This window comes from Neorhizobium sp. LMR1-1-1.1 (genome assembly GCF_040675795.1).
Classification (GTDB): Bacteria; Pseudomonadota; Alphaproteobacteria; order Rhizobiales; family Rhizobiaceae; genus Neorhizobium; species Neorhizobium cellulosilyticum.
Map to the genome: position 1 here is coordinate 16,556 of NZ_JBEGHE010000023.1, position 22,158 is coordinate 38,713.

Sequence of the window (22,158 nt, forward strand, 5' to 3'; positions counted from 1 at the left end):
CATATTGAGCGTTGTTGGCGTTGATCACGGCGACAAAGATCTGGCCGCGGCAGTAAGGATGACGTGTGACGCCGGAGGGGAACTTCAGGCTATTCTCGTATCCTGTGTCCCGTATCCTCTGATCGGAGGCCCCGGATACGGAGGCGATAGCCCGTTTGCCTTGATCTGGGAGGAGCATCGACGCCTCGAAACGCAGGCGAATGAACTGACATCTGTGCTCACGGCTGGCGGGTTACGCGGCATGGTGACCCCCGTCTTTTGTTCTTCGGGGCAGGTATCCAGCCATGTCGCCCGTCATGCCAATTCCGCGGACATCACCGTGATCGGAGGAACCATGGCAAATGACCTCCATCTCGCCAGGCGGGTGGTCGACGGCGTTTTGTTCCACTCTTCATGTCCCCTATTGATCCTTCCAAAGCGGAGGGTCGCAACTCTTCGACCAAAACAGATCGTGGTCGCCTGGAACGGCCGGCGCGAAGCTTGGATTGCGGTGCGGTCATCTATAACTCTCCTTCAGAACGCCAATCGCGTTCACGTTGCTCTCGTCGACGTCGATAGTGAGGCTTCAGGAGAGGCGAATGGTGCCGATCTTGCGGGCTTTCTGTTGCGTCATGGAGTTGAGGTGGTGATTGATCACCTTCACGGAAGTGACGATCCGGCCATTGTCCTGCAGCGGCATGCCGAAAGCCTTGATGCTGATCTCATCGTCATGGGTGCCTACGGTCATTCGCGGCTTGGCGAGCGTATTCTGGGCGGTACGACCGAAACGATGCTTCAGCATCCTGCGATCCCGGTTTTGATGGCGCGCTAAATGCGTATCGCCTTATGGTGAGGGAGCTTTGTATATGACATCAGCAAAAGCTGGACGAAAGGATCTGCGCGATCCGGTTCTTCGCTTTTTCGGCGCAGCGAGAGGCGTTACGGGGTCGTGTTTTGCGATCGAGACCTCAGATACATTTGTGCTGATCGATTGCGGGCTTTTCCAGGGTTCCAAAACGGAAAAGCAACTTAATTATCGGGAATTTCCCTTCGATGTTGCTTCAGTTGATGCGGTCATTCTCACTCATGCTCACATCGATCATTCAGGCTTGCTGCCAAAACTTACAAAACGCGGCTTTGCCGGCCCTATCTATGCCACGCCAGCCACGGTAGATCTCTGTAGTGTCATGCTTCCCGATGCTGGCCACATCCAGGAAGTCGAAGTCGATCAGAGGAACAGGCGCTATCGTCAGCGAGGCGAGGAGGAGGTCGAACCGATCTACACTGCCGATGACGCCTATCAGATGTTACACCGCTTTCACGCGGTCGAATGTGAGCGCTGGCAGTCAGTTGTACCGGGCGTGCGGTTTCGCTTCTGGAATGCCGGTCATCTGCTCGGATCGGCTTCAATCGAAATGGAAGTCGGCCCGGATAATCCTATCCGCATCCTGTTTTCCGGAGACATCGGACCGGACAACAAGCTTTTTCAGGCTGGGCCAGTCGCGCCAAAACATTGGGACTATGTGGTCTGCGAAAGCACCTATGCGGACAAGGATCGCGTTGATGCCACGATTGAAGGTCGGCGTCAGCTCCTCGGTCGGGAGGTTCGCGCCGCCTCGCGCCATGAGAATGGCGCACTGATCATTCCTTCCTTCGCGGTGGAGCGGACTCAGGAGTTGATGACTGACCTGATCCTGTTGATGCAGCAATCGGAGATCAAGACTGTCCCGATTTACATCGATTCTCCACTTGCGACACGGGCGAGCGAGATTTTCCAAAAGCATAGGCATGACTTCAATCTGGGTGTCGCCCTTGATCGCGCCATGCATGCCAAGAACGTCCACTTTACCGAAAGCGTCGAACAGTCAAAGGCTCTCGATCGGGTCCGCGGTTTTCACATCGTGATCGCCGCAAGCGGTATGTGCGAAGCTGGCCGTATCCGGCATCGCTTGAAGAACTGGCTATGGAGAGAAGAGGCAACCGTGCTGTTTGTCGGCTATCAGGCGGCCGGCACACTTGGAAGACTACTCGCCGGTGGAACGACGCCCGTAAAGATCCAGGGCGAGGAGATCACGGTCAGAGCGCAAATCCGCCAGATCGATGCCTATAGTGGTCATGCCGACGGTCCCGAACTGGAGCGCTGGTTGCGAAGCCGCTTGCCAATCTCGCACGGGATCTTCCTCGTGCATGGGGAGGAAGCCGCCTTGACCGCGATGAGGCAGCGCGCTGCCGACTGCACACCCGCGACCCCGGTATTCGTGCCGTTCATCGATAGCGCATTCACCCTTAACGATGGTGGCCCAACCGATATCTCCGTGTCCATGCCATCGCCGAGAATCGATCCCCTGACCATCGGGCACAGAGACTGGAATAATGACTATCAGGTGCTCTTGCAGGACATCAACGAGGCGGTTCGCGCCGCGGCCGACGATCGCTCCAGAGCCATCCTTTTGCGCAAATTCCGGCGAGTCTTGCAGGACGAACGGTAAGCGTTGGCCACGGCTGTTTTTGCGCGACGGAGGTCGGATCAAATGAGTGCACTGTCCAATGTCAAACTAGAAAGATACCGCGTCGCTATCCTGGTGACGGTGGCGGCTGTGGGCCTGATCACCGGGCTGCTGGCTCAGCACTATCAGCTTTATTATGTTGCGCAAATCGCATGGTCGTCGGCGAGCTGCGTGGTCATCGCCGTGCTTGCGATTCAAGTGGTTCAGGCGCTGCGCGGCGGCGATTTCGGCCTTGATATCGTTGCTCTGATCTCCATGTCCGCTGCTCTTGTCTTTGGCGAGCATCTGGCGGCAAACGTTGTTGCCCTAATGTATGCTGGCGGGCAGTGGTTGGAAGACCTTGCTCGCCAAAGGGCCGGACGCGAAATGAGCGCGTTGTTGGGACGGGTAACGCGGACCGCCATGCGATATCGTGGTAATGCACTGGAAGAGGTGGCGCTCGGTACAGTCCGGCCGGCGGACAGACTGCTGATCCGAGAGGGTGAGGTGCTACCGGTCGACGGCCGTGTCGCAAGTGAATACGCCACTCTTGATCTGTCCACCCTTACGGGCGAATCCTTGCCCAGGACTTTTAGCAGGGGTGAGGAAGTGTTTAGTGGTTCGAGCTGTGTCGGGCCAGTCTTCGATCTGAGCGTAAGCCGGCCGGCATCCGAGAGTGCTTATGCCAATATTCTGCGCCTGGTAAAGGCGGCACAGGACAGCAAGGCTCCTCTGTCGCGCATGGCCGATAGATATGCGGCCGGCTTCCTATTGCTTACGCTCGCAATGGCCCTGGCGACGTGGGGGTATAGCGAGGATACCATGCGGGTCGTTGCCGTGCTTGTGGTTGCGACACCGTGTCCCCTTATCCTCGCAGTCCCGATCGCATTGATCGCAGGCATGTCGCGCGCTTCGCGCATCGGTGTGCTGATTAAAGGAAGCGAAGCGCTGGAGACGTTAGCAAACATTCGCACGGCAGTGCTGGACAAGACCGGCACCATAACGTCTGGACAGGCGAAACTCGTGGAGACAAGGGTGCTGGCACCCTACACAGACCAGGATCTGCTCACATATGCGGCGAGCCTAGATCAGGCTTCGGCCCATGTGACCGCGACAGCGCTGATCCGCGAAGCGGCCGAACGGAGCCTGACGCTCATTCCTCCAACGAATATCGACGAGACACCCGGCTCTGGGCTGGAGGGTGTGGTCGCCGGCCGGAAAGTTATCGTTGGTGGCATCGCGTTTGTCCGTGAACGCTGTACCGCCTCGGAGCGTGACAGTGTGACCGAGATCGGCGCATCCGACGGTCTTCCAAATGCTATGACCGTGGGCGTTGGCCTGGACGGCCGATTTGCCGGCATCCTTACATTCGCGGATCAGATGCGGCCAGATGCAACCACTGTCATAGAGAATTTGCGAGATTCAGGGATAGACAGGATCATATTGGCATCCGGCGACCGAGCTGCAATTGCGGAAAGCATGGGCAGGGCGGTGGGAGTTGACCTCGCACTCGGTGATCTGTCGCCCGAAGCCAAGGTGCGGATCATTCAGGACGAGCGGCATCGCGGCCCGGTCATGATGGTAGGCGATGGCGTCAATGATGCCCCGGCACTCGCTGCCGCAGATGTCGGTGTGGCCATGGGAGCCAGAGGCAGCGCGTCTTCCTCCCAGGTGGCAAGCATCGTCCTCATGGTCGACGAACTCAAGGCACTTGCAGCGGCAATGACAATTGCTCACGGTAGCAAAAAAATCGCAATGGAGAGCGCAATTGTAGGGCTTGGCCTCTCCGTTTCGGCCATGATCGCGGCCGCGTTCGGATATCTTTCTCCTGTTGAGGGCGCGGTAATACAGGAAGGCATCGACCTTGTGGTCATCCTGAATGCACTGCGAGCACTGCGCTAAAGATTATCGCGCGGCCCCTTGAAATCTGTTCAATAGGCATTGCCGAATCCCTTCCTGATTGATCCAGTTGATGGTCACGACGTGCTTAAACTATGGGGTGATTCATCCAAGTATGCCATTCCGGTCACCGTGCCTTTTTGTTCTAACGGGCTGGGTGCTATCGATACATGTCTGCGGTAGGCTCACGCGCGCTGTTATCAAACTTCCATGGCGACCCCTAACGTGCAAGGGATCCTGAAATACGGTGCCGATCCCGACAAGCACAGGCTGCTCGTATCCGAAATGTTCCATTGCTGCCGGGAGTGAACTCAAGCTGCCAGACCATCGCTTCTCGTTCCGCCGTGTGATGGATTGCATGATAGTTGCGGGTGTATCCTGGGAAAGCCCCGCAGCGATCAGCCTGCCCGAGAGTTCGCTGGCCGTGCGGCCCGCCATATAGTAGATCGTCGTGGTGTGCGGATCCGTGAGGCTCGTCCAGTCCAAGTTGTCAGGCAATGCACCCTTGCGGGAATGTCCGGTGACAAAACGAACGGATTGCGCGCAGTCGCGATGAGTCAGCGATATGCCGAGTTGCGAGGCCATGGCGCTGGCAGCCGTGATGCCCGGCACGACATCGACGGAAATGCCGGCCTGCTGCAGGCAGGCGATCTCCTCGCCGGCCCGCCCAAAGATCATTGGATCTCCGGATTTGAGGCGCACCACCCGTTTGCCGGCATTCGCAAGTGCCAGCATCATATCGTTGATGTCTTCCTGACGGCAGCTTTCCCGACCGCCGCGCTTGCCGACAAGCATGCGCTTTGCCTCGCGGCGTGACAGTTCGAGCACTTCGTCGGAAACCAGGTCGTCGAAGAGTATGACATCCGCCGCCTGCAGCGCTCGGACAGCTTTCAACGTCAGAAGCGCCGCATCGCCCGGACCGGCGCCGACGAGGGTGACATGGCCTTTGCCGGGCGGCAGATCGCCTGCCAGCCGGTCGGCATCGCGGATAAACTGATTTTCGGCTTGCGGCGAGGGCTCGTTCCTGAAGGCACGGTCGACGAAACGCTCCCAGAAGAGGCGACGTTGTGCACCGGGTTGAAGCCTCTCGTTCACCCGATCCCTCAGCCTCTGTGCCATCTCGGCCCAAGCTTTGAGTGACGCGGGAAGGAGCGTTTCTATCCGCCGGCGAATGGCCTGCGCGAGAATGGGCGCCGCACCATCTGTCGATATCGATACGACGACTGGCGAGCGGTTGACGATCGAACCGAACTGGAATTGGCAAAATGCCGGCTTGTCGATCACGTTGACCGGCACGCCGGCCTGCCGTGCTGCCTCGAAGAATGCGCGGGCTTCGTAATCTTCGTCACAATCGCCAATCGCAAGTGCTGCGTCCTCGAAGGCGGCTGCATGCCAGGCATGGTCATGGTGCGCGAAGCTGCCCAGCGGATGGTGGGAGCCTCTGGCAATCAGGGTCTCGAATGTGTCCGAGAGCCGTTCAGCATAGACATGCACGTCTGCGCCGCAGGCGGCGAGAAGCTCGGCCTTCCATGCCGCGGCCTCGCTTCCTCCTGCGACAATCACCCGTTTGCCCTCCAGGGCCCAGAAGACCGGCAACTTGGCAAGCAGCGTCATACGGGCGCCGCGTTCCGTCTCTTTCTCATTCCGCTGCTGTTGCAAGACAACCATCGATGATCCCCCTGATTTCGGCGCGGCATGAACCGCAATTTGTCCCGGCATTGGTTATGTGGCTCACTGCCTCAACGCTTGAGGCACCGCCGCGAATGGCAGCAATGATGTGGTTGATCCCGACCGAAAGGCAGGTGCAGACGGTGGCGCCCGGATCTGGCTGGTCTGCTCCGGGCCGACCGGCGATCACCGCGAATCTTCGCCGCACGTCCGCATGCGATGCCGTCAGCTGAGCGACGGCCCAATCTCGGGCAACGCCCACCGGCCCGCGGGAAAGGAAGAAGGCTGCAAGCAGCCTCTCGCCGTCGAAAAAGGCGAGGCGGACGTCCCCGTCCTGCCTGTCGATATAACCCAGAGGTTCGATACCGACCGGGATGTCGAAGGCGATGCGGCACCATTCTGCCCAATCCTCGACTGGTTCCGAGAACGCGATTTCGCTGCGCCAGCCGCCCGGTGCCCTGGCGCGTGCCCAATACAACGCGCCTCGGAAGTCGGGCATGGCGCTGGTCACAGCGAAACCGTAAAGCGCTCCGTCGAGGCCACTGGCTGCGACAGGCACGTTTTTTGAGGCGGGCTGGCCCGAGACAGGGTCTGTCACGGGCGGCACAAGGGCATCGATCCGGGCTCGCGAGGCAAACTGGTCATTCCAGTGCATCGGCACGAAGATATTGCCGCGTGCCTGCCGCGGCGTAATCAGTGCGCGCAGAATGACCTTGCCGTGGGAGCTGGCAAGCTCGACCAGCGCGGCGTCCTGAATGCCGAGTGCGGCTGCGTCGCTCGGGTGAATTTCCGCAAAGGGTTCGGCGATGTGGGCCGACAGCCTGTCGCTCTTGCCCGTGCGGGTCATCGTATGCCAGTGGTCGCGAACGCGGCCGGTATTGAGTGTCAAGGGGTAGGCCGAGCAGGTGTGATCCGTGACGGCAGGAGCTTTTATCGCCACAAAACGGGCCTTGCGATCCGGATGATAAAAGTCGCCCTTGGCGAAAAACCTTTTGCTGTCTTCTTTGTAATCCCCTGTCAAACTGGCGGGCCACTGGAAGGGCAGAAGAGCCTGATAGGTCCGCTCGTCGATATTTTGGCAGGCACCTATATCGAAGTCTCGCCGTCCCTCGTTCTCAAAGGCTGACAAGGCCGCATGCTCGGCAAAGATCTCGGATGCGTGACGATAGTCGAAGCCGGAAAAGCCCATCCGCCGGGCCACCTCCGCCATTTGCCACCAGTCTGCCTTTGCATCGCCGGGATGGTCGAGGAAATCACGCTGGCGCGAGATGCGGCGTTCCGAATTGGTAACGGTGCCCGCCTTTTCTCCCCACCCCAGCGATGGCAGAAGGACATGCGCATGACGCGTCGTATCCGTGTCCTGCAGCACATCGGAGACGACGACGAATGGGCAGGCCCTGATCGCGGCCTCCACTGCATCGGCATCGGGCATGGAGACGACGGGGTTCGTTGCCATGATCCATAGTGCCTTGATCCTGCCGTCCGCCACGGCGCGGAACATGTCGACGGCCTTGAGGCCGGGCCTTGCTGCGATCATGGGGGATTGCCAGAAGCGCTGCACCCTGTCGCGATCCTCGGCGCTTTCGATCGCCATATGCGCTGCCAGCATGTTGGAAAGCCCGCCGACCTCGCGTCCACCCATGGCATTGGGCTGGCCTGTCAACGAAAACGGTCCCATCCCCGGCCGGCCGATGCGGCCGGTCGCCAGATGGCAGTTGAGGATGGCAGTCACCTTGTCTGTGCCCGAGGACGACTGGTTGACCCCTTGGCTATAGCAAGTGACGACCTTCCGCGTCGTCTCGAAGAGGCGGTAGAAAGCAACCAACTCCGACTCACTGAGGCCCGTGCGCTCCGCGATGTCGGGGAGGGGAAGCTGCGCAGCAGCCTGCAAGGCTTCCTCGTAACCCGCAGTATGAACCGACACATAGGCATGGTCGATCGAATTGCTTGCGGCAAGATGGGCCAGAAGCCCCATGAACAGCGCGACATCACCATCTGGGCGGATCGCCAGATGAAGGTCGGCGATGTCGCATGTCATGGTACGGCGCGGATCGATGACCACCACCTTCATCTGCGGTCGGGCCGCCTTGGCGGCTGCTAGGCGCTGATAGATGACCGGGTGGCACCATGCGAGATTGGACCCCGTCAGAACGACAAGATCGGCAAGCTCGATATCTTCATAGCTGCCCGGCACCGTGTCAGAGCCGAAGGCGCGGCGGTGCCCGGCCACCGATGACGACATGCAGAGCCGGGAATTCGTGTCGATATTGGCGGAGCCGATAAAACCCTTCATCAGCTTGTTGGCGACATAGTAATCCTCGGTCAGCAATTGGCCGGATACGTAGAAAGCCACCGCATCCGGTCCATGCTCTGCAATCACCGCCGAGAATGTCTGCGCAACGAGATCGAGTGCCTCGTCCCATCCGGTTTTTTGCCCGGCGATCTGCGGAAAAAGCACCCGCCCGTCGAGATCGATCGTCTCGGCCAGCGCCGACCCTTTGGAACAGAGCCGGCCAAGATTGGCCGGATGTTCCGGGTCTCCCTTGATGGTCACCACGCCATTGTCGGATACGGTGGCGATCACGCCGCAACCGACACCGCAATAGGGACAGGTGGTTTTCGTTTCCTTCGGTCCTGTGGGCGACAGTGTCGTCGACACGATGGGTGCCATGGCGGTCTACTCCGCCGCGACCATCATCGCGCCCTCAAGCGCGATGAAGAGCCGGCCGTTCTCATTGCGGACAGGGATTGTCCGCACCTCGCCGTCATCGGCACCAAGCGCCTTGCCTGTCTCGAGCGAGATGACCCAGTTGTGCAGCGGGCAGGTGACGGACGTGCCATGCACGATGCCTTCGGAGAGCGGGCCTCCCTTGTGAGGGCAGCGGTTTTCGATCGCATGGACCTCGTGTTCGTCGGTGCGAAACACGGCAATGGTCATGGACGGAGTTTTAACGCAGCGCGCGCCAAGCAACGGGATTTCGGTGATGTCGCCGATCGGATGCCAGTTCATGTCCATTGTTCTCACTCCGCAGCCTGGCCGAAGCCGATCGATGCCATCGGCCGGAACTCGTGCTTGTCCTTGCCGGATACGCGCTCCGACCACGGGTCGACCTGGGCGAATGTCTGGGAAAAGACGAAACGGTCGTAGTAGCCGCGCCGTCTGTCGTGATCCTCGATGATCTGACGGCGGATCTCCTCCAGGCCGATGCGCTTGGCCCATTTGTAGATCCGTTCGAGATAGCGGGCCTGCTCCCGGTACATCTGGGTCAGGGCCACGATATGTTCGAGCGCCTCGTCCTCGCTCTTCACGAGGCCCAGAACTTCCGTGCCCTTGATGTCAAGACCCGCAGCACCGGCGAAATGGATCTCGAAGCCGCTGTCGACGCAGATGACCCCTATATCCTTGCAGGTTGCCTCGGCGCAATTTCGCGGACAGCCGGAAACCGCCATCTTCAGCTTGGCCGGCGTCCAGGAGCCCCACATGAATTTCTCGATGCGGATGCCAAGCCCGGTCGAATCCTGCGTGCCGAACCGGCACCAGTCGGAGCCGACGCAGGTTTTGACGGTACGAAGGCCCTTGGCATAGGCCTGGCCAGAGATGAAGCCGGCTTTGCCCAGATCGGCCCAGACGGCCGGCAGGTCGTGTTTCTCTATGCCGAGAAGATCGATGCGCTGGCCGCCAGTCACCTTGACCATCGGTATCTCGAACTTGTCGACAACGTCGGCAATCGCCCGCAATTCCTGCGAATTGGTGACGCCGCCCCACATGCGCGGCACGACGGAATAGGTGCCATCCTTCTGGATGTTGGCGTGGATGCGCTCGTTGATGAAACGCGACTGATAATCGTCGGCATATTCATCCGGCCAGTCGCAGACGAGGTAGTAGTTGAGCGCCGGCCGGCACTTGGCGCAGCCGCAGGAGGTATTCCACTCCAGTTCCTGCATCACGGCGGGAATGGATTTCAGCCCCTTGGCCTTGATGAGACGGCGCACATCGTCATGGCCGAGATCGGTGCAGGCACAGATGGGCTGGACCGCTTTCGGATTGTAGGCGTCGCCGAGCGTCAGCGTCATCAGTTGCTCGACAAGGCCAGTGCAGGTGCCGCAGGAAGCCGACGCCTTGGTATGGGCGCGCACCTCGTCCAGCGTCGTCAGCCCCTTGGCCGTGATCGTCGATGTGATCTTGCCCTTGCATACGCCGTTGCAGCCGCAGATTTCTGCATCATCCGGCAAGGCTGCAACGGCCGCCATAGGGTCCAGCGGGGCTCCTCCCTGATAGGCCTGGCCAAAGATCAGGGTGTCGCGCATCTCGGAAATGTCGACGGCCTTCTTTTTCAGGTCGTTGAACCAGGCACCATCGGCGGTTTCGCCGTAAAGGACGGTGCCAATGATCCGGTTGTCCTTAAGGACGAGGCGCTTGTAGATGCCGGCCGTCGCATCGCGAAGGACGATCTCCTGGCGATCGTCGCCATCGGCGAAATCGCCGAGCGAATAGAGGTCGATACCGGTCACCTTGAGCTTGGTCGGCGTGTCAGTGTGAACGAAGGCAGGCGTCGGGTCGTCGGCAAGGTGGGAGGCTGCAACGCGCGCCATCTCGTATAGCGGCGCGACGAGGCCATAGACCATGCCGCCGACCTCGGCACATTCGCCGAGCGAATAGATGTCGCCATCGGATGTCCGCATGCCGGTATCGACGACGATGCCGCGATTGACGGCAAGGCCGGCATCCCTGGCGAGATTGATGTTCGGACGGATGCCGACCGCCATGACGACCAGATTGGCCGCAATGACGGTGCCGTTATCCAGCTCCACGCCCTCGACCTTTCCGTCGCCGATGATCGCCTTGGTATTGGCCTTGCAGATCACCTTGATGCCGCGCTCCTCGACGGCCTTCTGCAGCAGGTAGCCGGCAGCGGGATCGAGCTGGCGCTCCATCAGCGTCGGCATGACATGCAGCACGGTAACGTCCATGCCGCGCAGCGCGAGGCCAGCTGCCGCTTCGAGGCCGAGAAGCCCGCCACCGATGACGACGGCCTTGGCGCGCGACTGTGCGGCAAGCAGCATGGCATCGACATCGTCGAGATCGCGATACGAGACGACGCCCGGCAGATCCTTGCCAGGAACGGGAATAATGAAGGGCACCGAGCCGGTGGCAATCACCAGCTTGTCGTAGCTCTCCGTCACACCGTGATCGGAGGTCACGGTCTTGGCATCGCGATCGATGGCGACGATCTTATGGCCCTTGTAGAGCGTAATGCCATGGTCGATGTACCAGCCGTCGCCATGAATGACGATCTGCTCGTAGGTCTTTTCGCCTGATAGGACAGGCGAGAGCATGATGCGGTCGTAATTGACGCGCGGTTCGGCGTTGAAGATCGTTACCGAATAGCGGCCGGGGGCGTGTTCGAAGAGATGTTCCAGCATGCGGCCAGGCGCCATGCCGTTGCCGATGACGACGAGTTTCTCAATTGCGGTTTCGGACATGGGTTTACTCCGCAGCTTCAACGAAGCGGTGACGTTCGTGGAGGAATTTCAGCACGGCCTCGCGGCACTTGAGGTAGGTGCGGTCACCCGCAAGCTCGATGCGGTTGCGCGGCCTCGGTATGGCGACATCGAGCACCTCACCGATGTGGGCGGCCGGCCCGTTGGTCATCATCACAATGCGATCCGACAGGAGCACTGCCTCGTCGACGTCATGGGTTATCATCACCATCGTGTTGCCGAGGCGGGCGTGGATTTCCATGACCGCATCCTGAAGATGGGCGCGGGTGAGGGCGTCCAGCGCGCCGAAAGGTTCATCGAGCAACAGGATCTTCGGCTCCATGGCAAGCGCACGGGCAATGCCGACGCGCTGTTTCATGCCGCCCGAAATCTCTGACGGGCGCTTGTCCTTGGCATGCGCCATCTGCACGAGGTCGAGATTGGCCATGACCCAGTCGTGCTTTTCGCTCTTGGTCTTGGTGGCTCTGAAGACCTTGGAGACAGCTAGATTGACATTCTCGTAGACGGTCAGCCATGGCAGCAGGGAATGGTTCTGGAACACCACGGCACGTTCCGGTCCGGGCGCGTTGACCTCTCTGTTCTCCAGGAGCACGGCGCCATTCGAAACCGGTGTCAGACCGGCGATCAGGTTGAGCAGGGTGGATTTCCCGCAGCCCGAGTGACCGATTATCGAGACGAATTCGCCCTTGTCGATGGTGAGGTTGATGTCTTTCAGCACTTCTGCGCGCGAGGCACCGCGATCGAAATACTTGTCGATGTGGTCGAGCTTGAGATAAGCGTTCATGAAAATCCCCTCAATTGGCCGAGGTGCCGCGGGTGACGAGCTTGCCGATCGCGGCTACGAGCTTGTCGAGGATGAAGCCGACGACGCCGATATAGGCGAGGGCGACGATGATGTCGGGCAGGCGCGACGAGTTCCACGCATCCCAGATGAAAAAGCCGATTCCGACACCGCCGGTCAGCATTTCGGCCGCCACGATTGCAAGCCAGGACAGGCCGACACCGATGCGAAGCCCGGTGAAGATATAAGGGGCGGCCGATGGCAGCATGATCTTGAAGAAGAATTCCAGCTGGTTGAGGCGCAGTACCTTGGCGACGTTTCGATAATCCTGAGGAATATTGCGCACGCCGACAGCCGTGTTGATGATGATCGGCCATATGGAGGTGATGAAGATCACGAAAATGGCCGAGGGATTGGCGTTCTGGAAGGCGGCAAGCGAAAGCGGTAGCCATGCGAGCGGCGGCACTGTGCGCAGGACTTGGAAGATAGGGTCGAGGCCGCGCATAGCCCAAACCGACTGGCCGATGACGGCGCCGACGACAATGCCGACCACTGCTGCCATGCCGAACCCGTAAGCGACACGCTGGAGCGAGACGAGAACCCGCCAGCCGAGGCCGATATCCTGCGAGCCGTAGTTGAAGAACGGATAGGCGATCAGGTCATAGCTTTCGGCCCATACCCGGCTCGGCGAGGGCAGGGAGGCATTGGGTGACGAACAGAGCGCTTCCCATGCCAGAAGAATGAGTAGGATCACGACCAGCGGGGGGACGACATTGCGAAGCAAGGCGCCACCAAGTTTGGCCGCATCGAACTTAGGCATAGTTCTGCCGGTGAAGTGGACGACATTTGCCTGCGGCTTGGCGCCATCGATCGGGCCAGCGGTCGGCTCGATGCTTGCGGTTGGCGTTTCCTGTTTTGCCAGGGCTGACATTACGTGCTCCATGGAAAGGCTTGAGGGAGAAGGGGGGCGGCACGCGTCTCTGCGCGCCGGAGCGGTCTGCCGGTCGTTCAGGAGACGGTCTTGATCGTCAGGCTGTCGAGATAGGCCGTCGGGTTGTCGGGATCGAAGATCTTGCCGTCGAAGAACGTCTCTTTGCCACGCGAGGCGGAGGCTGGAATGTCGCTTGCGGCAACGCCCAGTTCCTTGGCTGCATCGCGCCACAGGTCTTCGCGATTGACCTGATCGACCAGCTTCTTGACGTCGGTGCCGGGCGCAAACGTGCCCCAGCGGATGTTTTCCGTGACAAACCAGGCATCATGGCTCTTGAAGGGGAAGGACGCCTGATCGCGCCAGAACTTCATGTAGAGGTCGGTACCCTTGATATTCCGGCCGTTGCCGTAGTTGATGTCGCCCTTCAGGCGGCCTACCACATCCTTCGGTGGCACGTTAAACCATTGGCGGCGGCCCAGAATGTCTGCCATCTCTTCCTTATTTTCCATCTTGTCTGCCCATTGCTGAGCCTCCATGACGGCCATAAGCAGGGCCCTCGCCGCATTCGGATTCGTCTCGACCCAATCGGCGCGCAGGCCGAGCGCCTTTTCCGGATGATGCTTCCAGAGTTCGCCGGTGGTACAGGCCGTAAAGCCGATACCCTGATTGACCAACTGTTCGTTCCATGGCTCTCCCACACAGAACGCGTCCATGTTGCCAACCTTCATGTTGGCGACCATCTGCGGCGGCGGAACGACGATCGTGGATACGTCCTTGTTCGGGTCGATGCCGCCGGCTGCAAGCCAGTAACGGACCCAGAGATCGTGTGTGCCGCCTGGGAAGGTCATTGCCACCTTCACCTCATTACCGGCCGCCTTCTTCTTGGCGAATGCTTCTTTGAGCTTTGAGGCATCGAGTTCGACGCCCGTTCCCGCATAGTCCGCGGCAACCGAAATGCCCTGGCTGTCGAGATTGAGGCGGGCGAGGATCGCCATCGGCACTGGCTTGTTGTTCTGGGTCACCTTGCCGGTATGCATGAGATACGGGAGCGGCGAGAGGATATGCGCGCCGTCAATGCCGTTGGCTGCGCCGCCGAGCACGAGATTGTCGCGGGTCGCTCCCCAAGAGGCCTGTTTAGTAACCTCGGCGTCCGGCAGCCCGTGTTTGTCGAAAAGGCCCTTTTCCTTCGCCACGATCAGCGCTGCGGCGTCCGTGAGCGCTATGTAGCCGAGCTTGATGCCCTTAACCTCCGGCCCCGGCGCTGCGGCAAAGGCGCCGGACGGGAAGGCTGCCTTAACTGCGCTGACGAGAGCGGCGGTGGTTGTGGTCTTCAAAATGGTGCGGCGGGTGATGCCGGTCTTCACAAATCGGGTCATAGGCAGGTTCCCTCTGCTGGTTTTTTGGAAAAAGGGCATAAAAAAACGCCGCTCGGAGATCGCGCCTCAAGGATTGGAAATCCCGGGCAGCAAAAACCTTGCGACGTCGATGTCGTTTGAGAACGCTTTCGCGCGTTCATGAGCCCAGATCACCGTTGACCGGAGCAAATCCATAAAAGCAAGTAGTGTGCCAGATTGACGGCGTCAGACTATCGCGATGAAATTACTTGGATATTCTTCGGGCTCGATTTGCGCCGAACCGTGGGGCCACAGATGCTCTGCGAATATTTTGTGCTGATGCTGCCAAATATGCGCGCAAAGGATAAGCAGTACATGACACGCATCATCGCATTTATATGAGGTGTCTTCAGCCCTAAGAGGCGGCACCCGTTCCGAGCGTCGCGATATAGTCGGGTATGGCAGCAGGATCGAATACGTGCCCGTCCATGAACCGGTCGCCTTCCAGATTGCCTTCGACCGTTATATCCTGGCCCGTGGGTGCGGAACCGAGCGCGGCCTTATACAGGTCTGGTCGGTATGCGCTTGCGGCGGCAAGCAACCCTTCCTCGTTATAGGTCGTCTGACCCCAACGGATCATCTGACTGTAAATCCAGAGCGCATGCCCCGGTTTGGGATAGTTGGCAAAACGCCGGTTGAAGGTGAAATAGTCAGGGATCAGGCGCCCGTTACCCTTCGCGTCCAGACTGAACTCGCCGGCAAGGACCTGACGGATGATGCCGATGGGTGCGGCGATGTAACGGGAATCAGCTAGTGCCTCGGAAAGTCCGTCGTGGTTTTCCGGCGTGTCGCACCAGCGCGCTGCCGCGTCGAGCGCAACGATCAGACGCGAGACGGTGTCCGAATGGCTGACGGCCCATTCCGGCCGCATGGCAACTACCTTTTCAGGCGCGGAAGGCCAGATGTCTTGTTTGGCGGCAACGATTCGTCCAACGCCGCGCTCTGATGCAACCATGTTCCAAGGCGCTCCGACGCAGAAACCGTCAATGGCGCCGGCTGCGAGGGCATCGGATGTCATCGAAGGCGGCACGACGACGAGCTTCACATCCCGATCGGGATCAATGCCGCCTGCGGCAAGCCAGTAGCGGAACTCGTAATTATGCGACGAGAACGGGTAGGTGACCCCGAGGCGCGGCACGGCTTCACCCTGTTCGCGCATTACCTTCAGCAGACTAGCCAATGCGCGAGCGTTTTCCAGCGCGCTCGCCGTTTCGGCAAGGTGGCCGACCTCCAGCATCCGTTCGAATAGGCGGAGCGACAGTGTGATTGCGTTGCCGCCACGACCGAGCGAAAACGGGGTAATGGTTGGGGAGGGATTTGAGCCGAGGCCAAGCATGGAGGCAACCGGCATGGGTGAAAGCATATGGGCGATATCGAATTGACGAAAGGCAAGCCGATCTCGGATGTTGGCCCAGGAGACATCTTTCACCATCTCGAGTGCCAGCCCTTCTTTTCTTGCAAAGCCGAACTCTGCGGCCGCAATCAGGACGGATGCATCGACGAGCGGGATGAAGCCGGCACGCAGGATCTTTTGTTCCGGAGCGCCAATGGTGGCGGGCGCACCGAGATCATTTCCAGCCCGATCTGTTCTCTTCATCATCTTAACTCTGCATCCTCCTGCCCATATCCATCACATCAGAAGACCTGCGGCAGTCACTAGGCTTTGCGCAATTTCAGCCATTTTCTTTTTTTCGTTCATTGCTGTCTGACGCAACAATGCAAAGGCCTCCTCCTCCGAAAGCCCGCGCATTTTCATGAGTATGCCTTTAGCTCGCTCCACGACCTTACGCTCCTCAAGCGCGGATCGAGCTTCGGCTAGTTCTTGCTGCAGTCGACTAAAGGCGTTGAAGCGGCTGACGGCCATGTCGAGAATGGATTTGACGCGTTCCTTCTTAAGGCCGTCGACAACATAAGCGGAAACGCCTGCCTCCATGGCAGACTCGATCAAGGCGGTGTCGGATCGATCCACGAACATCGCAATCGGGCGACTGACGGTGCGAGTCAGCTGGAAAAGATGTTCCATCATATCCCGGTTGGGGTTTTCGATGTCGATGATGATGACGTCCGGCTGTTGCGTCTCGATGATGCGGGCAACGCCATTGACCTCATGAATGACCGTGACATTGCTGTGACCGGCCTCGTTCAGGCCTTCCTCGATGATCGAGGCGCGGATGGCGTTTTCATCTATAACCAAAATTGTCAGATCGGATTTTGCCATTGCCACCCTCAGTCAATGGCGCTGGGCGAACAGGCGGCGAAATTTCCGGTGGCGATCAACGTCGTCCACGGCAATGAAGTGGGCCGGCCTGGCGAAATGGTTGTGGTCATTCCGCAGGCAGCCGGGATAATGCGAATGAAAGGCGGATACGGCGCCAAGGATATCCCCTTTTTGACTTTGAGAGGGAGAAGCAATCCGCATGCCATGCCTTCCAGCGCGCAGGTCTCGACCGATTGAGTGCCTTGCGTTGGAAGGGATATGTGTCCTGCCTGTTTTATGAGCAATTCCTGTAGGTCGATTGACAAAACTTACGGCACGGCAGGAGACTCAAGGATCTGTCAAATGTTCAGAAGAAACCCCGGTTCTTTCAAAATATGCTCAACGCCCCTCTGTACGTGGCTGGTGATGATCTGCCTTGCGCCATCTGCGTCTCTCGCAAGCGCCCGTTCAAATAGCAGCTTGTGATCGTCGACGACCGCAGTGCCTCGAAAACTGCCAGCGAGCATATGATATCGAAGGAAACGATCGAAGACCGAGGACAGGTTTTGCAGAAGCGTTGTCGACTTGCTTGCCGCAACGATCGCCCGGTGAAACTCCCAGTCACATCTGACCCAGTCGATCGTGCGGGCAATATCTCCAGCGAGAAGCCTGCGCTCCACCGCAGCCAATCGATGATGCGCGGCCACGATCGAGCCTTCCCACTCAAGATCTCCGGTGGCGAATGAAAGGCCGATAGCATGGCATTCCAACACGATGCGAAGGTCGGCCAGCTCTGTCAGTTCTCGCCTGGATACTGGACTGACCTCAAATCCTCGCTGCCCTTCTGCAAGCACAAGATTCTCTGCCGACAATCTGCAAAGGATCTCACGTAGTGACGAAATGCTGATCGAGTATCGCTCGCGAGCCTTTTCAAGCTTGATCTTGGAGCCTGGCGGCAAGGTCCCGAGTATGATGTCCTGTCGCAACCGGCGAAAGACCGCATCGCTGACGCTTTCGCTGAGGTCGTTCACCCGTTCGTGCTCAAATGATCGTTCTTCACGCATGATCAATCCTGAAGCGGCGACTTTCTCGCCAAAGCATGTTCCACGCCTCCCTCAATGTGCAGGCCGAGGATCTTTTTCGCCGTCTTCTGGTCTCGCTCGAGGGCAGCGTCCAGAAGACGCTTGTGTTCGTCTGCAGCGATCTTGCCGCGATAGGAGAGGGCAACCATTTGGTAGCGGAGATATTTATCGAAAATGGCGGCATGGGTTTCCATCAGCAATCTCGACCCACAAGCGGAAATCAGAGCCTGGTGAAATTCCCAGTCATAGCGCTTCCAGTCTTCCGTCTGACTGGTATCGCCGCTGGCCATGACGCTTTCCATGCGGGCAAGTTTGTAATGCGCAGATACGAGCCGAGCTTCCCAGTCGACGTCACCTCTCTCGAAGGATTGCTCCAGCGCGTGTGTCTCCAATAGCAGGCGCAGTGCGGCGATCTCTTTCAAATCGGTCGATGACATCGGCGCCACATGAAAGCCGCGTTGGCCCTCCGCCACGACAAGTCCTTCGGAGGCAAGACGGTTGAGGATCTCCCTCAGCGTGCTGACGCTGGTGTCATAAGTCTCCTTGAGCTTCTCGAGCTTAAGCTTCTGACCGGGAGCGAGACGCCCGAATATGATATCGGCTCGAATTCGCTTGTAGCTGTTTTCGGCGACGGTTTCGGTGGCTAGATCGGAAAGCATGTGCGCATCTCGGAGATTTTCTCAATCCTCATACATATTTTGTCTGCTCGTTTAAACCCACCCGGTCACGCTCAACAGATTGGCCCACCATCGATCAAAGCCTCGGCAAGCCTTCCGGCCTGAGAGCCTTCTTCAATGCAGCAATGCGAAAGATGGCGTTGGCCGCGCCATATCCGCGATAGCCGCTACGTTGCACGATCTCGAAAAAGAAGCCTTCGCCGAACGTCGTGCTGTAAATCTGGAAATATTCGCCTTGGTCATCTCTGTCGTAGAGAATATTGTCGGCCTTCAATCGCTCCGTCAGGGCCGGATCCAAGCCGAATCGAGCTTCTATGTCGCCGTAATAGTTCGGAGATATGGGCAGGGGTTCGAAGCCGTTTTTGCGCAACGCGGCAACTGTCGCGAAGATGTCCTCGGTGTGAAAAGCGAGGTGCTGTATGCCCGAGCCGAACCGTTCCGCTATGAAATGGCCAGCCAATGTGCGGCGGTTCTCTGCTCCATTCAGTGTCAAGCGCAGGCTGCCTGACGTATTTTCGACCACCTGGCTGCGCACCACCCCGGACGGGTCGATGATGTCGACCATCGGCGTCTTATCGGCTTCGAATATGGAGGTGTAGAACAACAGCCAGGTCAGCATCTCATCGTAAGCGACGGTCTGGGCAACGTGATCGATATGGGCAAGATGCGCTGCGGCGATGTCCGTGTCTTCGGAAGCCGGCGTGAAGTCGATCTCCGCGAAACGGCCGAGGTTGCCTTTCTCGTCGAGGAAATAGATCAGTCCGCCGCCGACACCGCGGATCGCCGGGATCTGCACTTCGCCTTGGCTGACCAACTGCTCGAATGGTTCGGCGCCGAGCGCGATTGCGCGCGCATAGGCCGCGCCCGCATCATCGACAATCAGTGCGACCGCATAGGCAGACGTGCCGTGTACTGCAAAGGAGGCGTTTGCAAAGCCCTTTTCGTCTGTGTTGAGCAAAAGGCGGATTTTGCCCTGCTCGAAAATCGCGACTTTCTTGGAGCGATGAACTGCAGTCTTTCTGAAGCCTAGCGTCTTGAGAATGGCGGCAAGGTTTTCGCCGTCTTTTTCATCGGCAGAGAACTCGACGAACCCTATGCCCTTCACGTCGGCGCGATCCGGCATTTCCGGGACGGTCAGTGTTGAGGCATCCGGATTTCGACGAACCTGATCGCCGAGATAGACCAGCGAACGGTGACCGTCGGCCGCAATCGTCTTTGGAGAGCCGCCGCGGAACTGGTCATTGAATATTTCCAACGACAGATAACCGTCATAGCCCGTTGCCGCGATAGCTTCGGTGAACTCCCTTACCGGCAGGTCGCCTTCGCCCGGCATGTTGCGGAAATGGCGTGACCAGTAGAGCAGATCCATCTCGATCAGCGGCGCGTCCGCCATCTGCACAATGAAAATCTTGTCCTTTGGTATGGAGCGGATCGATCCGACGTCGATCTTTCGTGACAGGGTGTGAAAACTGTCGAGTATGAGGCCGATATTGGGATGATCGGCGCGCCGCACGATTTCCCAGGCATCGCGGTGGTCATTGATATGCCGGCCCCATGCCAGAGCCTCGTAACCTACGCGAAGCCCGCGCTTCGCCGCCCGATCGCCCAATTCGTGGAAATCTGCTGCAGCCCGATCGATACCGCCAAGCGATGCAGGCGAAACATTGGAGCAGACGAGGACGAGGTCGGTGCCGAGTTGCTGCATGATGTCGAATTTGCGCTCGGCGCGATCGAAAGTCCGGCTGCGCAACGGTTCCGGCATGCCCTCAAAATCCCGGAACGGTTGGAAAAGCGTGATTTCCAGTCCGTGGTCGCGAACCATTCGTCCGACATCGGCTGGACTGCCGTCGAAGGCCAGGAAATCATTTTCGAAGATCTCCACCCCGTCGAACCCGGCTGCAGCAATGGCCGCCAGTTTCTCCGGAAACTCTCCGCTGATCGACACCGTGGCAATCGATGTTTTCATTGTTTCCTCCTCCTGAAACAATCCGTTTTTTGCACTGCAAAAATCGTAATGCAATTTTCCACACAAATGTCGAAATACATTTTGTAGGAGATTATAGAAAAACTCTGTTGATTTGAAAATGGGCTTATGTCAATTTTGATGTGTTACCAGCTGGAGGAGAGCTGGCAGGCCTTTTGGGCCATCAGAGGAGGAGCACCTAATGTTTGGATTCAAATTGAATCGGCGCCGCGCCTTGTTAGGCGCCGCGGCAATTATCGCCGCAGCATCGCTTTCGCAGCCGGCTGCAGCTATCACGCCGGCCGAGATCAAGGCCAAGGGTAAGCTGGTCGTGGGCATCCAGGGCGACAACCCGCCTTGGGGTTTTGTCACGAGCGCAGGCAAGCAGGACGGCTTTGATGCCGAAATGGGCGCCCTGTTCGCCAAGGAACTCGGCGTCGAGGTGGAATTCGTTCCGCTCGAAGTCAACAACCGCATTCCCGCACTCACATCAGGCCGCGTCGACATTCTGTTCGCGACAATGGCGATGTTGCCGGATCGCGCCAAGGCCGTGCAGTTCAGCCAACCTTACAATGCGAACGCCATCGTCCTGATCGGGCCGAAGGACAAGTCGATCAAGACGAATGATGACATGGCCGGCTTGACGATCAGCGTCGCCAAGGGTGCAGCCCAGGATACTCAGGTCACTAAGAATGCCCCGCCTACCGCGACCATTCGCCGGTATGACGGCGACGCAGCAAGCGTTCAGGCGTTGGCTTCAGGCCAGGTCGACGCGCTCGGCGGCAATATCTTCTATCTCGATCGCGTCGAGAAGGCTGTTCCGGGCAAATTCGAAAACAAGCTCGAATTCCAGAAGCTCTACAACGGCGCCTGCACGCGCTTGGGCGAGAAAGAGATCAATGTCGCGGTAAACGAGTTCATCGACAAGATCAAAGGCAATGGTGAACTGAAGAAGATCTACGACAAGTGGATGAAGGTTCCGGTGCCGGAATTCCCGAAGAGCCTTGAAGGTATTCCGTTCACCGCGAAGTGAGCTTCAGCTCTTCGTAAACTCTGAATTTCGCGTGGTGGCACCCGAATGAGGTGCCAGCGTCGGCGCATGGCAAAACCTTGCGCCGACGCTTCCCGGAGTTTTCTTCATGAACAAGACGATCTTTGTCCTTAACGGACCCAACCTCAATCTTCTGGGTGAGCGGGAGCCGTCCATATACGGCACGACAACCCTTGGCGACATTCGCGAGCGATGCGAGGCGAAAGCCGCGTCTCTGGGTTTCTCGGTCGATTTTCGCCAGACGAATTTCGAGGGCGAACTGGTGGAATCCGTCCATCAGGCGCGAAAGGATGCTTGTGGCATCATCATCAATCCGGCCGGATACACTTTCACGTCCATCGCCCTGCTGGACGCACTGAAGACTTTCGACGGCGCGAAGATAGAGCTGCACATATCCAACGTGCATGCCCGCGAGAGCATCTATCACAACTCCCTGATTTCACGCACCGCGACCGGCATCATGATCGGCTTCGGAGCCCGCGGTTACGAACTGGCGATCGAAGCCATGGCCGACATGGTCGAGCCGTCCTGAGAACGCGCCGCAGGAG

Annotated in this window: 18 protein-coding genes; 6 read left to right on the forward strand and 12 right to left on the reverse strand. The window is 58.8% G+C overall.

Annotated elements, in window-relative coordinates; translation table 11 throughout:
* Nucleotides 1-334 precede the first annotated feature (334 nt).
* From MRBLMR1_RS12520 to MRBLMR1_RS12530, 3 genes are read left to right on the forward strand one after another with little or no spacing between them, the layout of a single operon-like run.
* Nucleotides 335-811, forward strand: coding sequence for a universal stress protein (locus MRBLMR1_RS12520; protein WP_353654272.1), 477 nt, complete (start codon nucleotides 335-337; stop codon nucleotides 809-811).
* Between the two features lie 34 nt (nucleotides 812-845).
* Nucleotides 846-2,468 carry an MBL fold metallo-hydrolase RNA specificity domain-containing protein gene (locus MRBLMR1_RS12525; protein WP_500064884.1) on the forward strand — a complete coding sequence of 541 codons (1,623 nt, stop codon included), beginning with the start codon at nucleotides 846-848 and terminating at the stop codon, nucleotides 2,466-2,468.
* A 42-nt stretch (nucleotides 2,469-2,510) separates the two neighbouring features.
* Entirely contained in the window at nucleotides 2,511-4,367 is a 1,857-nt protein-coding gene (locus MRBLMR1_RS12530) for a heavy metal translocating P-type ATPase (protein ID WP_206829015.1), read from the forward strand.
* Nucleotides 4,368-4,469: 102 nt separating this feature from the next.
* Here the strand turns inward: MRBLMR1_RS12530 and cysG are convergent, their stop codons facing one another.
* The 9 genes from cysG to MRBLMR1_RS12575 form a co-directional block, all read right to left on the reverse strand.
* Nucleotides 4,470-6,032 carry a siroheme synthase CysG gene (gene cysG / locus MRBLMR1_RS12535; RefSeq protein WP_500064886.1) on the reverse strand — a complete coding sequence of 521 codons (1,563 nt, stop codon included), beginning with the start codon at nucleotides 6,030-6,032 and terminating at the stop codon, nucleotides 4,470-4,472.
* Nucleotides 6,004-8,703, reverse strand: a complete 2,700-nt coding sequence (locus tag MRBLMR1_RS12540) for a nitrate reductase (protein ID WP_500064888.1) — start codon at nucleotides 8,701-8,703, stop codon at nucleotides 6,004-6,006. Before MRBLMR1_RS12540 ends, cysG begins: the two co-directional genes overlap by 29 nt.
* 6 nt (nucleotides 8,704-8,709) lie before the next feature.
* The gene (gene nirD, locus MRBLMR1_RS12545; RefSeq protein WP_312407622.1) at nucleotides 8,710-9,048 is read right to left on the reverse strand and encodes a nitrite reductase small subunit NirD; all 339 of its coding nucleotides are present in this window, start codon (nucleotides 9,046-9,048) and stop codon (nucleotides 8,710-8,712) included.
* Nucleotides 9,049-9,053: 5 nt separating this feature from the next.
* A complete protein-coding gene (nirB, locus tag MRBLMR1_RS12550; RefSeq protein WP_206829019.1) occupies nucleotides 9,054-11,516 on the reverse strand; it encodes a nitrite reductase large subunit NirB in 2,463 nt (820 codons plus the stop codon).
* A gap of 4 nt (nucleotides 11,517-11,520) precedes the next feature.
* Nucleotides 11,521-12,318: an ABC transporter ATP-binding protein gene (locus tag MRBLMR1_RS12555; protein ID WP_500064891.1), complete on the reverse strand. Its 798-nt coding sequence runs from the start codon at nucleotides 12,316-12,318 to the stop codon at nucleotides 11,521-11,523.
* Nucleotides 12,319-12,328: 10 nt separating this feature from the next.
* A complete protein-coding gene (gene ntrB / locus MRBLMR1_RS12560; RefSeq protein ID WP_148144175.1) occupies nucleotides 12,329-13,246 on the reverse strand; it encodes a nitrate ABC transporter permease in 918 nt (305 codons plus the stop codon).
* Nucleotides 13,247-13,323: 77 nt separating this feature from the next.
* Nucleotides 13,324-14,622, reverse strand: a complete 1,299-nt coding sequence (locus tag MRBLMR1_RS12565; RefSeq protein ID WP_206829020.1) for a CmpA/NrtA family ABC transporter substrate-binding protein — start codon at nucleotides 14,620-14,622, stop codon at nucleotides 13,324-13,326.
* A gap of 373 nt (nucleotides 14,623-14,995) precedes the next feature.
* On the reverse strand, nucleotides 14,996-16,240 hold the full coding sequence (locus MRBLMR1_RS12570; RefSeq protein WP_206829021.1) for a CmpA/NrtA family ABC transporter substrate-binding protein: 1,245 nt from the start codon (nucleotides 16,238-16,240) through the stop codon (nucleotides 14,996-14,998).
* Between the two features lie 30 nt (nucleotides 16,241-16,270).
* A complete protein-coding gene (locus MRBLMR1_RS12575; protein WP_148144172.1) occupies nucleotides 16,271-16,858 on the reverse strand; it encodes an ANTAR domain-containing response regulator in 588 nt (195 codons plus the stop codon).
* A 15-nt stretch (nucleotides 16,859-16,873) separates the two neighbouring features.
* Between MRBLMR1_RS12575 and MRBLMR1_RS12580 the strand changes: the two genes are divergently transcribed.
* Nucleotides 16,874-17,095 (forward strand): hypothetical protein, encoded by a 222-nt coding sequence (locus MRBLMR1_RS12580; protein WP_206829022.1) that lies wholly within the window; start codon nucleotides 16,874-16,876, stop codon nucleotides 17,093-17,095.
* A 101-nt stretch (nucleotides 17,096-17,196) separates the two neighbouring features.
* Here MRBLMR1_RS12580 and MRBLMR1_RS12585 read toward each other — a convergent pair whose 3' ends face one another.
* The 3 genes from MRBLMR1_RS12585 to MRBLMR1_RS12595 all read right to left on the reverse strand — a co-directional run bounded on the left by MRBLMR1_RS12585 (nucleotide 17,197) and on the right by MRBLMR1_RS12595 (nucleotide 20,562).
* Nucleotides 17,197-17,901 (reverse strand): GntR family transcriptional regulator, encoded by a 705-nt coding sequence (locus MRBLMR1_RS12585; RefSeq protein WP_206829023.1) that lies wholly within the window; start codon nucleotides 17,899-17,901, stop codon nucleotides 17,197-17,199.
* Nucleotides 17,902-17,903: 2 nt separating this feature from the next.
* Nucleotides 17,904-18,578, reverse strand: coding sequence for a GntR family transcriptional regulator (locus MRBLMR1_RS12590; protein WP_183829897.1), 675 nt, complete (start codon nucleotides 18,576-18,578; stop codon nucleotides 17,904-17,906).
* Between the two features lie 94 nt (nucleotides 18,579-18,672).
* Nucleotides 18,673-20,562, reverse strand: coding sequence for a bifunctional sugar phosphate isomerase/epimerase/4-hydroxyphenylpyruvate dioxygenase family protein (locus tag MRBLMR1_RS12595; RefSeq protein ID WP_500064896.1), 1,890 nt, complete (start codon nucleotides 20,560-20,562; stop codon nucleotides 18,673-18,675).
* 199 nt (nucleotides 20,563-20,761) lie between these two features.
* Between MRBLMR1_RS12595 and MRBLMR1_RS12600 the strand changes: the two genes are divergently transcribed.
* Together MRBLMR1_RS12600 and MRBLMR1_RS12605 are read left to right on the forward strand one after the other, a co-directional pair.
* On the forward strand, nucleotides 20,762-21,592 hold the full coding sequence (locus tag MRBLMR1_RS12600; RefSeq protein ID WP_500064898.1) for a transporter substrate-binding domain-containing protein: 831 nt from the start codon (nucleotides 20,762-20,764) through the stop codon (nucleotides 21,590-21,592).
* A gap of 106 nt (nucleotides 21,593-21,698) precedes the next feature.
* Nucleotides 21,699-22,142 carry a type II 3-dehydroquinate dehydratase gene (locus MRBLMR1_RS12605; protein ID WP_183686522.1) on the forward strand — a complete coding sequence of 148 codons (444 nt, stop codon included), beginning with the start codon at nucleotides 21,699-21,701 and terminating at the stop codon, nucleotides 22,140-22,142.
* Nucleotides 22,143-22,158: the final 16 nt, after the last annotated feature.

Excerpts from the sequence above, each read along its gene's own strand:
- MRBLMR1_RS12520 (WP_353654272.1), top strand. The coding sequence starts at position 335 with ATGGCAAATGACCTCCATCTCGCCAGGCGGGTGGTCGACGGCGTTTTG.
- MRBLMR1_RS12525 (WP_500064884.1), top strand. The coding sequence starts at position 846 with ATGACATCAGCAAAAGCTGGACGAAAGGATCTGCGCGATCCGGTTCTT.
- MRBLMR1_RS12530 (WP_206829015.1), top strand. The coding sequence starts at position 2,511 with ATGAGTGCACTGTCCAATGTCAAACTAGAAAGATACCGCGTCGCTATC.
- cysG (WP_500064886.1), bottom strand. The coding sequence starts at position 6,032 with ATGGTTGTCTTGCAACAGCAGCGGAATGAGAAAGAGACGGAACGCGGC.
- MRBLMR1_RS12540 (WP_500064888.1), bottom strand. The coding sequence starts at position 8,703 with ATGGCACCCATCGTGTCGACGACACTGTCGCCCACAGGACCGAAGGAA.
- nirD (WP_312407622.1), bottom strand. The coding sequence starts at position 9,048 with ATGGACATGAACTGGCATCCGATCGGCGACATCACCGAAATCCCGTTG.
- nirB (WP_206829019.1), bottom strand. The coding sequence starts at position 11,516 with ATGTCCGAAACCGCAATTGAGAAACTCGTCGTCATCGGCAACGGCATG.
- MRBLMR1_RS12555 (WP_500064891.1), bottom strand. The coding sequence starts at position 12,318 with ATGAACGCTTATCTCAAGCTCGACCACATCGACAAGTATTTCGATCGC.
- ntrB (WP_148144175.1), bottom strand. The coding sequence starts at position 13,246 with ATGTCAGCCCTGGCAAAACAGGAAACGCCAACCGCAAGCATCGAGCCG.
- MRBLMR1_RS12565 (WP_206829020.1), bottom strand. The coding sequence starts at position 14,622 with ATGACCCGATTTGTGAAGACCGGCATCACCCGCCGCACCATTTTGAAG.
- MRBLMR1_RS12570 (WP_206829021.1), bottom strand. The coding sequence starts at position 16,240 with ATGATGAAGAGAACAGATCGGGCTGGAAATGATCTCGGTGCGCCCGCC.
- MRBLMR1_RS12575 (WP_148144172.1), bottom strand. The coding sequence starts at position 16,858 with ATGGCAAAATCCGATCTGACAATTTTGGTTATAGATGAAAACGCCATC.
- MRBLMR1_RS12580 (WP_206829022.1), top strand. The coding sequence starts at position 16,874 with ATGGCGCTGGGCGAACAGGCGGCGAAATTTCCGGTGGCGATCAACGTC.
- MRBLMR1_RS12585 (WP_206829023.1), bottom strand. The coding sequence starts at position 17,901 with ATGCGTGAAGAACGATCATTTGAGCACGAACGGGTGAACGACCTCAGC.
- MRBLMR1_RS12590 (WP_183829897.1), bottom strand. The coding sequence starts at position 18,578 with ATGCTTTCCGATCTAGCCACCGAAACCGTCGCCGAAAACAGCTACAAG.
- MRBLMR1_RS12595 (WP_500064896.1), bottom strand. The coding sequence starts at position 20,562 with ATGAAAACATCGATTGCCACGGTGTCGATCAGCGGAGAGTTTCCGGAG.
- MRBLMR1_RS12600 (WP_500064898.1), top strand. The coding sequence starts at position 20,762 with ATGTTTGGATTCAAATTGAATCGGCGCCGCGCCTTGTTAGGCGCCGCG.
- MRBLMR1_RS12605 (WP_183686522.1), top strand. The coding sequence starts at position 21,699 with ATGAACAAGACGATCTTTGTCCTTAACGGACCCAACCTCAATCTTCTG.